The sequence below is a fragment of the Helicobacter sp. WB40 genome, assembly GCF_027859275.1.
GTDB lineage: Bacteria > Campylobacterota > Campylobacteria > Campylobacterales > Helicobacteraceae > Helicobacter_D > Helicobacter_D ibis.
The window spans coordinates 34,093-49,435 of sequence record NZ_JAQHXS010000007.1 but is presented as its reverse complement, the minus strand read 5'-3'; the positions used below and the strand labels follow the sequence as shown (position 1 = coordinate 49,435).

Genomic DNA, 15,343 nt, shown 5'->3' with positions numbered 1-15,343 from the left:
ACTTCCTATTTCTTTATACCTCTTCCTTCCCAGCCATTATAGCCCGGATTTGTCTCTACATTCTCCAGTCCTGCTTCTTCTAAAAATCTATACAATGTTTTCATTCTTATTGGTCTATCATATTTTGGAGATAACATATCAAAAAAGTCCAAATAAGCCCACTCTTTTAGCTTTTCTTCATCTAAGCCTTCACTAGTATAATCAGGGATTAGAAGTCTCCAATTAAGCCTATTTGCACGGAATGGTGAAAAGAATCTTCTGTTAAACTTAAATATAGGCCACATAAAATCTACATACCTCTTGCCAAAGTTATACAACGCCCTATGCGGAATCCATTTTGCAATAGGACGCACATAGTATTTTGTATTAAATGGAGTATTTTTGTTAAATGGATAATGATCACATACAAATTGCCCCCCCCCCCGCAGAGAATTTACTAGCGATTTTATAGCATTCTTTGCACTTGGAGTATGTTGCAATACCCCAAAACAAAAGCATTTATCACAACTTTCATCTCTTAAAGGTAGATTAAAAATATCTGCTTGAATCCTTAGAAGATTCTTGCTTGGTTTATTACTTGCTGCATCTACTGCATTTGAATAATCAAAGCTAATCACAAGCCCACTATCCCCAACCAGTTCCAATGCATAAGGGGTAAATCTCCCACTACCACAACCAGCCTCTAAGATAATCTCACCCTCGCACTTCTCCCATCTAGTTTCTTTATAAAACCTAGTCCTACTAGCACTTACCCCACTTGCACTATCATATTGAGTTTTTTTATGCATATTCCACTCAAAGCCAAAGCTATCAGCATAATTGCTAGATTCTACAAATCTAGGAATCCCATTTAATATCTCATATGACACATTACATTTTTTACACTCTAAAGAGCCATTTTCTACAAACTCGCCCTCACCAAACAACTCCAAATTACCCTTGCATTTTGGACATGCAAGAATCTTTACATGTTCTTTATACATTAAATTCCTCCTTTAGAATTCTTGAATATTCTTTTTTTTGCAACTCTCTATTTAGCATTCCATTATCAATATTTTGGAATTTATTATTTAAAACAAAACAAAAAGCATCATTTAACTCTTTAAAATCATTTATCAAATACGAATTTTGCTTGTGTTTTAGGAGCATGGCATGGTTTTTAATATCACTTGCTATTACAAATACACTAGCACACAAGCTTTCCATTATCGATTGAGAGATTCCATCAAATTTCTTTAATGATAAAATCGCATTACTTATATGTAAAAACTCATGCATTTGTTCATGTTTAATATTTATAAGTTTGATATTTTTTTGATGTTTCAAATCAAATTCCATCTCACATTCTTGCAAATAATCACTCTCACAAGATAACACACTAACAATAAGACAAGCATTATCATCGTCTTTATAATTTTGTAAAAAAGCACTTATTATCTCTTTATGAAAATGTATTTTTTTAAATGTCCGTATAGAAAAAAAGATATTTTTATAATTTTTACCTAAAAGTTTAATTTTTAGCTCTATTTTTTCATCATCGCTTGGGATGTTACAAAATCTATCCTCTACACCAAAACTAAGAATCTTTATTTTTTTTTCATCTAAGAGGGGGAAATTACTTAAAGTAATATCCTTCATTACCTGTGTCTTACCTGTAACAACTTTAGCATTCTTTAGCAAAATACCGGTAAAGAACTGCTTCTTTCCATAGCAATCTTCTTCTTTGTTTATCTCTCCACCCATAGTATGGACGATAACCCTCTTTCCAAAGAGTGCTAGAAGGAGATTTTGATACAAGCGTGATGCCCAATGCACGACTATTAATTTTGGGTTTAATTTTACTAGTAGATACAAAGTATAAAAAAAGCTATACAAATACCTTAGCTTTAGAGATTCTATTTCTGGGTGTTCTAATACTATAAAGCCCTCATAAGAACTTAGAATCTCTTCGCTCAAAGCTACATTATTTGCATTATGCAAAATATATTTTCTATAAGGCAAATCCTTTAGCATTAAAATTCTTGGTTTCATAAGAGGACTTGTGAGGTCTGCTAGTATTAAGATATTTCTCATATTCTCTCCCTATCAAGCCACATTCCAAGAGTAAGCACGAAAAATCCGATATTCCCAAAACCAACTTGCCTTCTTTCTATCACACTATAAAAATCCTCTCTGCTTTTTATAATTCCATTTAGGACAAGGCTATTTTGTGGGCTTAAAACCTCGTCTAATAGCCCCTTCCAAGAAGTTTGCATCCAATAATCAATAGGTGGATTAAATCCATGTTTCTCCCTCTCTATAATATTAAGCGGTAAAGAATCTCTAAAAGCCTCTTTTAGCAACCATTTTGTGCCATTTTTAAGTAAAATCTCATAGCTAAGATCTTTACAAAACTTCACAATGCTAGGAGAGACAAAACAAGCTCTCCCCTCCACTCCCTCACTCATAGTCATTCTATCAAGCTTCATCATCATTTCGTTTTTCAAATAAAACTCTCTATCAAAGTTAATACAATCAAGCGGGGCAATTTCTTTAAAATCTAAATAAGGAAAATGTCCTAAAGAACTATATGGTTTATCAAAAAACTCTCCACAAAACTCTACTTTCTCACTCTCATAAGCATAATAATGCCAACCTTTTGGCTTTTCTTTTGTTATAAATTTTGGATTATTAAAGCAAAGCTTTGGATACCAAGCATATCCCCCAAATAGCTCATCAGCACCATCTCCACTAAGCAATACTTTGATACCTTGTTCTTTAGCAATTCTAGCGATAATTTTAACCCCAATACCAGATACAACCCCAAAAGGCTGATCAATAGAATCTATAAAATCATCTAAAACATTTAAAAATTCACTAGAACCAACCTTAACTTCAGTATGATTAAGCCCTAAAAACTTCGCAACTTCCTTAGCATACTCACCCTCATTAGCAAAGGAGCAATAAGGATCAAAATCATCCAAAAAAGAAATATTAAAAGATTGCTCCAATTTATCTCTAGCTAATACACACACAATAGAACTATCTAGCCCACCGCTTAAAAATGCTCCTACCTTGCAATCGCTAAGCAATCTATCCTCTACACTTTTGCTAACAATCTCCCTTGTAAGCGTAACTAAATCTTTACTAAAATCTATCTTAGAAACTTTAGGGCTAAAATGCTTAATTTCTATCTCACCATTACAAAATTCTAACACCCCACCTCGTGGCACAACACAAATTTCATTATAAATGCACTTGCTCTCAGGTATAAATCCAAAGGTAAAATAATCCCAAATAGCCTTTTTATTCAAGCTCACATTTGCTATCTTTTTTAAAGGTGCAATAAGTGAGCTAAAAGCAAAACCAGCAGAATCTTTATAATAATAAAGTGGCTTCTCTCCCATGCTATCTCTTGCTAGGATTATTTTTTTACTTTTTGCCTCATACACACAGATTGCAAACATACCATCAAGCCGTGAGAAACAATCACTTCCATACTTCTCATACAAGTATGGTAGCACCTCTCCATCACAAGTTGTACTAAAGCCTATGCCATCTTTTTGTAGATCTTCTCTTAAAGCCTTATGGTTATAAATCTCCCCATTAAAAAACACAAAAATATCAGAATTCTTATTAGAAAATGGCTGAATCCCACCTTCTATATCATTGATACTTAGGCGATTCATACCTGCTTTAAAGATTCCAAAATCTTTTTTATATCTACAATCAAGCCCACGATTCTTAAGTGCTTCAAGCATTGAATCTAATGTGCTAAGATTACTATTTTCTCCATAAATTCCGACAATCGCACACATTTATTGCCCCATATTTTTATCCATTGCCTCATTATCCGAGGGCTTCCCCAATGCGACTTTTGGCGATCCATGCCTCATTATACGAGGGCTTCCCCAATGCACTTTAAAAATATCATCTAATTTTTCAAAAAAGCCATTTTGCAGATATTTTTGTATCGCTCCTTCTGTGTTTGTAACTAGAGCATCTTTGTTTATATGGGCTTTTTTTATGCCTTCCTTTAACAACAATGCACTACTAGATTCAAAAAACACAGAAGAATCTTCACAAAATATCTCTCTATGCACAGGAATATCAGATAAAACCAATGGCTTTTTTAAATACGCAGCTTCCAAAAGCACATTGGGGAAGCCCTCGTATAATGAGGCATGGATAAAAATATCAGCATGTTTCAAAAAAACATAAATGTTTTTTTGAAAGCCACAAAGAGTGATGTTTTTTAAATTATTTTGCAAAATATACTCTTCTAGCTCTCCTCTTTGCTCTCCATCGCCTAAGATATAAAGATGAAAGCTAGAATCTTCATCTTGCAGTAGCTTAAAAGATTCTAGTAAAGTTTTATAATTTTTCTGTGCATGAAGCCTACCAACTGCAACGCAAAAAATCTCTCCTTCTTTTTTATTAAAAGTAAATTCTTCATTTTTTAATCTGTCTATACTTTGCGTATCTATGGGGTTATACAAAAGCTCTACTCTATCTTTTGCCACACCAAAATTTGTTATAACATCATTACAAGAGCTACTAGAGTTACACACAACTTTTAGTGCATTTTGCAGTGTTAATTCATATAGCTTGTGATTAATATATGCCTGTGGAAATGAATCTTCTACAAAGCTAGGCTCACAACGCACAAAGCAATAATAAGGCACCTTTAAAATCTGTGAAGAAAGAGAAGTGCAATACCCAGTAATAAAATCCATAAACGACACCAAAAGTGTGGAATCTTTTGCAATTTGTGTGATTTTATCTAAGATAAGAAAGCTATTTGGAAGCAGTGCTTCACTCTCGCTCTCTAGGATATAGTGTGTCTTTATGCTAGGAATCTCAAGTAGATTTTCTGTTCTTTTTAAGACTATTAACTCTACTCTATCTTTCAAATGTGGTAGCATGATTGATAGCACCTTTTGTGCTCCACCACCTTTACGCATTACATCAATGATAAAATATATCATTTATAACTTTCATCTTTCAATAATAAAGTCATAACTTTGATTTTAGAATCTTTAATTTTATTTAACATATTCCAAACAATTCTAGGGTGCCCACTGCTTATAAACACCAAATCAGCTTCACTCCCTATGACATCATCAAACCTTTTATATCCTTCTTTATAATCATCTGCTACAAAGAGAATATTTTTACCTTTAGCTTCTAAGTATTTTTTTATATCTTTTGTATAGTGTGTATGAGGATATAAGACAATATTTTTAGCATTTTGTATTGCTTCTTGTCTTTCTTTTAGAGTTGGTAGCATATTATTAAATTTAGAATAATACTCATACAAAGTATCTTGAAAAGCATCTTTATAAATTTGTGCAAACTTCCTAACAACACTAGAAAAATCATCTCTACCATAAAATTCTGCCAAAGTATCAGCCAATCCATCTCCACCCCATGAAAAAAATGCGTTCAAACACAATGGATAAGAGCTACTATAATGCAGTTTTAGCAGTCTATGACATTCTTTCTTTGTATCTGCTAGCGCTGAAGTCTGTCCTGTGGCTACTATCCAGTTATAAAAGTCTAAATATTTTGTTCTTGCATTTTCTGTAATGCCAAAAATTTGCACCGCACCACTCACATATGCCATTTTTGCAACTTTAAATAATCTTTCATAATCAACTTCACAGCAAACATCATTTTTGCTATTAAAATTTCCATTAAAAAATGGTCTCTCTCTATCTAAAAATTCCTTAGAATAAATAACTTTGTGTTTTGTGCTCAGAATTTCTTTTTGTTTTTGTGATAATTCATCATATAAAAAAGTCTCTGGCAAAGGATCATTATACCCATAATCAAATGCTTCAATATCTTCATAAGCAAAACCATAGTCAATTGCTACAAAATCGGTATCTTTATGTTTATTTAATGCCTCTGCTACAAGCCTTAAAGAATCTTCTCCATACATATACTCATCATCAGAAAACAACCACACAAAATCCTTAGTAAAATATCCTTTATTTTGTGCCTCATTTATAACTTTAGTTCCAAAACCTAGATTTTTTTCATACTTTATGTATCTAAATCTTGTATCTTTTGTAAATTCCTTTACAACTTCACTTGTATCATCACTAGAACAATCATCTAATATCAAAACTTCATAGTCGCTAAAACTTTGTCTTCTTACAGATTCCAAACACCTCTTTAAAAGCCTCGATCTATTATAGGTTGTAATTGATATACTAATCATTTCTATCCTTCAAAAATCCCTTTACATTATCCAAAATATCGTCTAAATCAATAAAATCCATACAATGAATATTCTTTATACAAGTTGGATTATAACATGGCAAACATTCATAAGCTACTTTTTTCACCTTTGGATAAATTGAAATTCCACGATTATAATAATATATCTCTTCTCCAGTTGTAGCACCAAACAATATGATTACACTTTTTTTCATGGCTAATGCCAAATGAGCACCCAAAGAATCATGACTAACAAGCACATCGCAACCACTAATCCAATCCATATAATCATATAAATTCTGCATTCCTTGCTGGTATGAGTAGCTTATATTATTACTTTCTAGCATTTTAGCTAGAGCATCCCATTTTTCATTTTTCATAGCTTTAGTGGGCCATTTAGAACCCACTTGATAATTAAGTCCAACTTGCACTCTTTCTTTAGTTGTTGGACTATATCCTAACGAATATTCTTGTCCACGCCATTCACAACCGACCATCTCAACTAATACTTGTTGCCAAATTTTATGTTGTATTTCTCCACTTGCCTTTTGTGCTATATATGAAGTTGCACTCTTAGATTTCTCATAAGCACTATAATCCCCACTTAATACATCAAATCTAAATCCAACTTTCTCCCAAGCCTGTATCATATCAGCTAAAGCACACACACCATGAATCTTCTCTAAATTCACAACCATATCAAACTGCTCTCTCATCAAAGCAAAAGGGACAAATTCATCCCAAATTAAGATTCTATTTATATGTGGATTATCGACTATTAATGGAAATGCTTCTTGTGAAATTAGCCAAGTTATATTTGCGTCTTTATATTTATTTTTTAATGCCTCTAAAATAACCGTGCAACGAACAACATCTCCAAGACTTACTATTTTACCCATTTCAGGATCAAGCGTTTCAGAATAACCAAGTTTTAAAATTAATATTTTCACAAAAAATCCCAAAGAAAATTTCGTGCGATTATATCAAATTCGTTTTCTAAAACTTAATACATTTAACAATTCAAGTATGAAATCTGCAATCTTTTGTGAAGAATTGCCAAAATTAAAAATCTCGTTTTGTGTATATTTTAAAACTTCATCATCAATATCATTTTGCAAAATACTCTCACATAATTTTAGTATTTCATCATATGTGTGGGCTATTTTTTGAATCTTTCTTTCGATAAATACTTCAAACTTGTCCTCACTCTCCTTGCTAAGGCACATAATACATGGCCTTAAAGTAGCAATAGGATATGTATAACACAAGGAACTAATATCAGTGATTAATAATGGTCGACTTGAAATAACATCTAAAGATAGCTTAACGCTAACATCATAGGTAAAATTTATATTTTGTTTAAAATTTTCATTTATCTTTAAATGTACTTTATTATTCTGTTGGTTTATATGAGGACGATATATTACTTTATAGCCACTATCCAAAAGTTTTGATACCACATTATTTGCAAATTCAAAACTAGTATAAATCAAATTAAAGCATACAAGAATAGTATTGTCTTGTAGAACAAACTCTATATCTTTATATCTATCAATAGTTGGAGCACCAAAAGGAAGCACTTTATAAAATTTCGAAAATCCAACTAAATCAGCCCCAAGATCCTTTAGATATGCATAATTACACACTTCTTGCCAAGTATAGTGAGTTTTTAAGCATGATGAAAATATAAAATCATTATTTTCTAAATACATTCTAGATTCCGCACTATCTCTTATCTTATCATATGCTATGCCTTGATTTGGACTTGCAAATGTATGAGGTATATATCCTACAAACACATCTGGTGATAAATATTCATGGCATTCACTAAAAATAAACCCAAAAAATGAGATTCTACGCAATATCTCACCTTCATTTAAAATAAAAGCTACGCTATCTCCAATCCTATCTTCTGCCTTTTTTAGTTCATTTTCATCTTGACATAGAAAGACAATATTAATACCATTATTTTTCAAAATATGCTCAACATTACCCCTATGCTTACTTCCACTAGGTCCATATGTTAGTACCGCTATTGTATTATGCTGTCTGTATCCTAAATTATAAAAGTATTCATCTAACTTTTTTGCCACAAAACTTGCTCCATCTACAAAGTTCAACTTAAGCCCTGCTAACTTCCGTCCCAAATTTATAAAATTCGCTCTTGTAGCGAGTAATAACACATCATTAGATGTAATTTTTGGTGCTATATTTTTTAGAGAAGTATCTTCATTGTTATCGTCGATAAATCTTATGCTGTCTTTTTTATATCCCATAAACTCCAAAAGATAAGCTATATCCTTGCCCACCTTACCAGCAGGATATATATATATATATATATATATTACTCATATAAAACCCTTTAAACCAATTGTTGTTTTTTAAAAGATTCTAGCAAAGTTTTTGCTATCATCTCTGCACTACAACCCAAATTATAGAAATTATCCAACACATAGTCTTGGATCTCCTTTGTTATTTTTTCACTATTAACACTTAATTCTGTTTCTAAATCTAGTGACACTCTAAAAAACTCTTCATCATCTAATGCAACTCTGTGAAGTAAAGGATTTGCAAAACTAATTCCATAATTTCTAATTCTTAAATCAAACTCATTTTTTGGTATAGAATACAAAATGCATGGCGTAAGACTAACAAGCGGTGCAGAATACGCAACAGATGAATTATCTGTTACAACTATACTTTTATCTAAAATTTCGTTTGTAATACTAGGAGTCTCATCAAAACTAAAATTTGGATCTTGTTTAAATGCTTCCAACACTTTATATGGATCATCTAAACCTTGCCATTTTATGTAATTCTCATATGCTCCATGCCTTCTTAGCAAAACTTTTTTACCATTATCCAAAAGATATGAAATAATTTCTAATAACTCGTGTGGCTTACTAAGTCGCGGAATAAATAAAAACTGCTCTTTATTGCATTTAAAAGCTTGTCGTTTTTGAAATCTATTGTCAAATCTAGGATAGCCACCTTCAACTACACAAACTTCCAAACCTACTGCATCAAACATAGACTTAAAAGCTCTCTTAGAATCTTTATTTATAGCGATATAATGAGAAAAAGCACAAAAAGCATTATAAACTCTAACATCTAAATACTCTTTTTTTTCTCTCAATGGTGCATAATAAAAAGCTTCCGCCATAGAATGTCCAATACCATAGATATTACGTTTATCATTTCTTAATTTTGGTAATGCTCCTCCACCAAGCAACGCTGTATCATATATAAAATAATCAAGCAAAACCCAATTACAAACAATAACCTTTGTATCTTTTTTAATGCTATGTTTATTTATCTCATACCATTCATATGTCCCAAAGTACCAAAGCAATGGAATATCTTGTTGAAAGTTTTTTGTAATGCTTAAAAAATCAGATGAAAAACTAACCAACAAAGTATTTTGTAAAAATTTTTTAACAGAAGAATCTTGTATGATATTTTTACAATATTGTCTTAATGCTTCTAAGACAAGATCCATATCACATTTTGAAGCATATGAAAGAAAAAAATTATGAAACATATAAGCGTGTTCTAAAAGTTGGGTGTTTGAAATATGAAGTATATTATCTCTTAATATAAATCCCCCCCCCCCCGCAGATAAGGCATTAGCTAAAAGCCTAGCACACAAAGAAATTCCATTTATATATTCTATCCCTTCCTTTTTACACCTATCTTCCAATGTAGCATAACAATCTCCACCAAGCAATAATACTGGTAAATTTGATTTTATAATCTCTTCTTTTAGAATTTTTAAACTAGTTTCACTGCTACCATCGTCTATGAATCTTATATTTTCTATATTTGTCAAATCTTTCAAAATTCTTAATGCTACAGATGCACAACCTCCATTTGGATAAACATAAATATCTCTAAAATCCATAATTCTCCCTATTTACTCATTATTTAAATATGAAATCTATAATTCTATCCTTTAAATGCTTACTATAAAAGGAGATTTTATGAACAGAAGACAATTTTTACAATTTAATGCTCTTAGCATAGCAAGTATCGGCATGGTATATGCTACACAATCTCACAATGGGCATAATATGCACAACATGAACATGGGACATATGAATCACAATCCCAAAAACACAAAAGACATCTACACTGACTTTATATCTTTAGAGAGTGAAAATATGCCTCTATTAGATGCTTCACAAATCCCGCAAAATCAATCTCTAAAGAAACTGCAATTATTAAAAAATCAAAGCAAAAGCAAAAATAGCTTCAAAGCAAAAATAGAAATCATAGAAAAAGAACTAGAAATAGCAAAAGGCAAAAAGACTAGATTCTACACATACAATGGGTTAATCCCCGGACCAAAAATCGAAGTCTATGAAGGAGATGAAGTAGAAATAGAAGTGATAAATCACCTAAATGAAGAAACGACAATACACTGGCATGGATTAGAAATCCCACCAGAGCAAGATGGAAATCCACATGACCCAATAAAACCACACCAAAGCAGAATCTATAAATTCACAATTCCACAAAATTCAGCAGGAACATATTGGTATCACCCACACCCACACTACATAACAGGGAAGCAAGTATATATGGGGCTAGCAGGTGCATTTGTAGTAAAGGCAAAACAAGATTCTTTATCTCATTTACAAGAGCAAGATTGGATTATTAGTGATTTAAGATTAGATAAAAATGCTCAAATCCCACAAAATACACTAACAGATTGGCTAAATGGTAGAGAAGGTGAACTAGTGCTAATAAATGGGCAATTAAATCCACAAATAACAATAGATAAGGAGCAAAGAATAAGAATCTACAACATGTGTGCCGCAAGATATCTAAACTTAAAAATAGAAAATGCGGAATTCATTCTTGTTGGCACAGATTGCGGACTTATAGAAAAACCAATTACCAAAGATACCCTGTTTTTATCTCCAGCCTCAAGAGTAGAAATAATCTTAAAGCCAACAAAACAAGGGGAATCCAAACTATACACCACATACTATGACAGAGATAAAATGATGGTGGAAAAATCACAAGAGCCACAAAGAATAGACTTAGCAACACTAAGTATAAAAGAGTTTATAAACACAATCCCAGAAATACTAAGGGAACTGCCAAAGTTAAAAAAAGCAACAAGCACAAAAGAAGTAGTCTTCAGCGAAGATCACATGCAAATGCATGGAATCTCCAAAAAAACACAAGAAGAAATAAAAATAGCCCTTGCTTCCATGTTCTTACAAAATGGAAAAACTTATAAGCTAGATAGAATAGACTTACAATCAAAAGTGGGCGAAGTGGAAACTTGGATAATAACAAACAAATCACATATGGATCACCCATTCCACATACATGGCACACATTTTGAAGTAATTAGTAGCACATATCAAAAGAAAAAAACAAAGCCAGAATTTAGAGCACTATATGATACGATAAACTTACGCCCAGGAGAAACATTAGAGTTGCAAATTGTGCAAAAATATAAAGGTTTAAGAATGTATCATTGTCATATATTGGAGCATGAAGACTTAGGAATGATGGGGAACTTAGAAGTAATCTAAACAAAGCAAAACTTTTGCTTTGTTAATTTTTCTTTATCACGCAATAAATATAAGGTGCAAAAACACTATTACCACTATAGTCATATGTGTTTGCCAATTTATTCCACACAAATTTTGTCATTTTATTACCTATTTCTCTATGCTTATTATAATCTGTTCCAAAAATAGTCCTAGGAGTAACACCATATGCAGGAATCCCTAAAGAAAACTTACCTAAATATCCGCTGTTAACAATACTAAAACCATCTATTTTGTGCATATTTTCTAATTTTTGCAGATTCATTAGATTGTGAATCTCTAATATTTTGGGCTGATACAAATAGCATAATAACTTATGAAATGAAAAAAATGAAAAATTAGGAATAATGCTAACAATAATGCCACCATCATTCAAAAATGTAGAAAAAATCTCCAAAATTAATTTTGGATCTTCAAAATGCAAAATATATATATTTAATCAATTTTGTAATACCTCTTCCACACACTAAAGGTATATAAATACCATATTTTAGCAAAATCAACCCTTATGCTATTTTTAAAATCATCTATTAAAGATTTAACATAACCCTCATTAAAATATCCGCAATCAATCTCATCCAATAAATAACTAAGCTCCCCTCTAACCCAAGATTCCAAAGGAACTCCAAAACCCATTTTTTGCCTATAAATTAGCTCTTTTGGCAAGAACTTTTCTAAATACTTTTTAAAAATCTTCTTACCAGACACCGCCACTGAATCTTTAAAAATTAAATTCTCCTCACTACTTAGTGATAACATATACTCTACAAGCTCTCTTCCTAGCAAAGGTTCTCTAAACTCTAACCCAACGCTCATGCTAGCTCTATCAGTCTTGGTTAAAATATCTTCACTTAGATAGTTTTGTATATCAAAATAGCTCATTTCTTTAAAATTATCACACAGCACGCTATCAACCACAAAAGGAGTAAGCCCATTTTTCTTTAAACCCTCTTTTCTAAAATGAGTAATCTCAACTAAATAATGCTCCAAAAAACTCTTTGCTTGAAGTTGGTTTTTAATCCGTAAAAACTTATCAATACCAATACTTACACCAAATTTTTGCAAAAGCTTTACAGAAGATTCAGTATCTAAAACATTTAATAAAAACCCAAAAGCTCTAAACTTCCTATACTCAATATACCTATTATTAGCCCAAAAATACCGCTCATACCCAAAGCCTAGCTCATCTCCACCATCTGCACTTAAGGCTACTTTGTGTGTTTGTCTAATTTTTTGTGCTAGGAGCAAAGTAGGTAGTGCTGAAGTATCGCCAAAAGGCTCATCATAAATCTGAACTAAGCTTGGTATCAAATCCTGTGCTTCTCTCAGTGTGCAGATGAACTTATGATTCTTAACCCCAAAAATATCAGCGACACTCTTAGCATACACACTCTCATCAAAGCTAGATTCCAAAAAAGACATAGAAAAAGTCTCAAAAGAATTTCCTTGCTCTTTCAAAACCGCACACACAAGGCTTGAATCCACACCGCCACTTAAACACACCCCTACACTTACATCACTCACCATTCTTAGAGATATACTCTTATGTAAAGCTTGCTCAAAGCTATCTTCACAAAAGGAATTATTACCATACTTCTCTTTTATAGAATAATATTGGATTTTATTAATCGAATCTTTTATTCCAAAATTCCTAGCCTTTTTAATATTTACTATCAAATAATGCCCATTTTCTAACTTATAAGCATTCTCCACCATACAATAAGGAGCAGGAACATATCCTAATTCTAAAAAGTAGCTTAATGCAATTTTATTTACGCTTTTTTGTAGCTTTGGATAAGCAAAGAGCCCCTTTAGCTCCGAACTAAACAAAAAACAATTAGAATCATAATAATAATAAAGTGGCTTAACACCGAATCTATCTCTACATAAATATAACTTCTCTTCCAATCTGTCAAAAATAGTAAAAGCAAACATTCCATCAAAATAATCCACACAAGATAGCCCAAAATAAGCAAATGATTCCAAAAGAACTTCGGTATCACTCCTAGAATCACAATTCACACCTTCTTTTTGCAAAATTTGTGCTACTTCTTTGTAATTATAAATCTCACCATTAAACACGAGAGCATATCTATCATTTACAAATGGCTGATGTGCATGGTTACTTAGATCTATTATAGATAGCCTTCTATGTGCTAATACCACTTCATTTTGGATAAAAAGCCCATAATCATCAGGACCACCAGCACTCATGGAATCTCGCATAAATTCTATATTTTCTAAAAGTCCATTACTCTTAAGCTCAAATCCACCAACGATTCTGCACATTAGTTTTTAAATTCCTTGCTTAAAAAATCAGCTAGATACGCACTTGCAGAGCCAAAATTATAAATCTTAGATTCCCTATATTCAAGAATCTTTTCTCTCCACATATCTTTATTTTTATAAATTTCATCAATTAGAGCCATAAATGCCCCCCCCCCCGCAGAGGTATTCTCTATGACAATTCCTAGATTTTCATTTATATCTTTATAATCCCAACTTGGTCTTATGACAACGCTTGGTGAAAGAGCCATAAGTGGAAATGAATTTTTAGTAGTAGTTTTAGAGCATACAAGAACAAAACTCTTGCCATACACAGCATAGTCCATAGGCACTGACATATCTATATCTACACAATCTACAAGATCTCCTAACACCTTTAGATGAGATTCTTCCCATTCATATCTATGACGCAGTATGACCTTATACTTTGTAGATACTTCTTTTATTAGTGGCTTTACACTCTCTAGCTCATCTAAATTATAAGGTGCAAACAAAATACAATCCTTGCTAAATTCAACTTCTTGCAATTTTTGCACATCTCTATCATATGCCAAATAACCACTTTTTATAATTTTAAACTCATTTTTTACTGAATCATTTGGCATAAACTCATCACCAACCACACAAAGATAACTAGAGATAAAATTTTGTAGTGCATACTTATCATCATATCCACCATAATTAACCATTCCATGCCCTATAAAAATAACCTTAGAATCTTTATGTACATTATATTTCCCAGTCACACAAATAGCAGTCGTAAAATCAAGCAAATATAAATACTCATACGACAAATACAAAATACAATTTTTAGATTCATCTCTATTTTCTAATGCTCTTAAAAAACTACCTTCTTGAGCACAAAAATATAAAATCTTCTCTCCTCTTTTTTCTAATTCTAATGCCAAATTTCCAAAATGCTTATCTTTAGCAAAATCAGGCAAAACAAGCGTAAAAATTCTATCCCAGCCTTTATTTTTACACTCCTGCTTTAGTTTTTGTATTGCTTTTTTTGCATAATTTAGAATTTCACCATCTTTGTATGGAATATTGTTATCTTTTAATTTTTTAATCAACTTTTCTTTTATCTCTTCATAATTGCTTGGCAATGAGCTAAGCGCAAGATACACAACCCCATTATTTGCCAAAATTTCATTCTTTAAAGCTTCTAAAGACATTTCATCTATACTATCATCTATTGGTTTTATAGAAATATTATCAGTGTATTTTATAAGCCATTCTAACTGCTTTCCACTTGTTCCATATGGATATACATATATATTCAT

The 15,343-nt window shown here is 31.9% G+C and carries 12 protein-coding genes; 1 reads left to right on the top strand and 11 read right to left on the bottom strand.

The features are described from left to right. Positions 1–5: 5 nt before the first annotated feature. The 8 genes from PF022_RS06285 to PF022_RS06250 all read right to left on the bottom strand — a co-directional run bounded on the left by PF022_RS06285 (position 6) and on the right by PF022_RS06250 (position 10,105). Positions 6–983 (bottom strand): methyltransferase domain-containing protein, encoded by a 978-nt coding sequence (locus tag PF022_RS06285; protein ID WP_271023233.1) that lies wholly within the window; start codon positions 981–983, stop codon positions 6–8. Next, a complete protein-coding gene (locus tag PF022_RS06280) occupies positions 976–2,073 on the bottom strand; it encodes a glycosyltransferase (RefSeq protein ID WP_271023231.1) in 1,098 nt (365 codons plus the stop codon). Before PF022_RS06280 ends, PF022_RS06285 begins: the two co-directional genes overlap by 8 nt. Further along, on the bottom strand, positions 2,070–3,797 hold the full coding sequence (gene asnB, locus PF022_RS06275; RefSeq protein ID WP_271023229.1) for an asparagine synthase (glutamine-hydrolyzing): 1,728 nt from the start codon (positions 3,795–3,797) through the stop codon (positions 2,070–2,072). Before asnB (PF022_RS06275) ends, PF022_RS06280 begins: the two co-directional genes overlap by 4 nt. Continuing rightward, positions 3,798–4,967, bottom strand: a complete 1,170-nt coding sequence (locus PF022_RS06270; RefSeq protein ID WP_271023227.1) for a glycosyltransferase — start codon at positions 4,965–4,967, stop codon at positions 3,798–3,800. After that, the gene (locus tag PF022_RS06265; protein ID WP_271023225.1) at positions 4,964–6,205 is read right to left on the bottom strand and encodes a glycosyltransferase family 2 protein; all 1,242 of its coding nucleotides are present in this window, start codon (positions 6,203–6,205) and stop codon (positions 4,964–4,966) included. The genes PF022_RS06270 and PF022_RS06265 overlap by 4 nt, the downstream gene beginning before the upstream one ends. Continuing rightward, complete coding sequence (locus PF022_RS06260; RefSeq protein ID WP_271023222.1) at positions 6,198–7,154, bottom strand: glycosyltransferase family 9 protein; 957 nt, start codon at positions 7,152–7,154, stop codon at positions 6,198–6,200. Before PF022_RS06260 ends, PF022_RS06265 begins: the two co-directional genes overlap by 8 nt. Positions 7,155–7,187: 33 nt before the next feature. After that, positions 7,188–8,480 (bottom strand): hypothetical protein, encoded by a 1,293-nt coding sequence (locus PF022_RS06255; RefSeq protein WP_271020611.1) that lies wholly within the window; start codon positions 8,478–8,480, stop codon positions 7,188–7,190. A gap of 86 nt (positions 8,481–8,566) precedes the next feature. Then, positions 8,567–10,105, bottom strand: a complete 1,539-nt coding sequence (locus PF022_RS06250) for a hypothetical protein (RefSeq protein WP_271023220.1) — start codon at positions 10,103–10,105, stop codon at positions 8,567–8,569. A 79-nt stretch (positions 10,106–10,184) separates the two neighbouring features. On the opposite strand from PF022_RS06250, the gene PF022_RS06245 reads away from it, so the two are divergent. Continuing rightward, the gene (locus PF022_RS06245) at positions 10,185–11,753 is read left to right on the top strand and encodes a multicopper oxidase family protein (protein WP_271023218.1); all 1,569 of its coding nucleotides are present in this window, start codon (positions 10,185–10,187) and stop codon (positions 11,751–11,753) included. Between the two features lie 22 nt (positions 11,754–11,775). Here the strand turns inward: PF022_RS06245 and PF022_RS06240 are convergent, their stop codons facing one another. The 3 genes from PF022_RS06240 to PF022_RS06230 are packed head-to-tail and all read right to left on the bottom strand — an operon-like array spanning position 11,776 to position 15,343. Continuing rightward, positions 11,776–12,195, bottom strand: coding sequence for a hypothetical protein (locus PF022_RS06240; protein WP_271023216.1), 420 nt, complete (start codon positions 12,193–12,195; stop codon positions 11,776–11,778). Between the two features lie 11 nt (positions 12,196–12,206). After that, a complete protein-coding gene (gene asnB, locus PF022_RS06235) occupies positions 12,207–14,060 on the bottom strand; it encodes an asparagine synthase (glutamine-hydrolyzing) (protein ID WP_271023214.1) in 1,854 nt (617 codons plus the stop codon). Beyond that, positions 14,060–15,343 carry a hypothetical protein gene (locus tag PF022_RS06230; protein ID WP_271023212.1) on the bottom strand — a complete coding sequence of 428 codons (1,284 nt, stop codon included), beginning with the start codon at positions 15,341–15,343 and terminating at the stop codon, positions 14,060–14,062. Before PF022_RS06230 ends, asnB (PF022_RS06235) begins: the two co-directional genes overlap by 1 nt.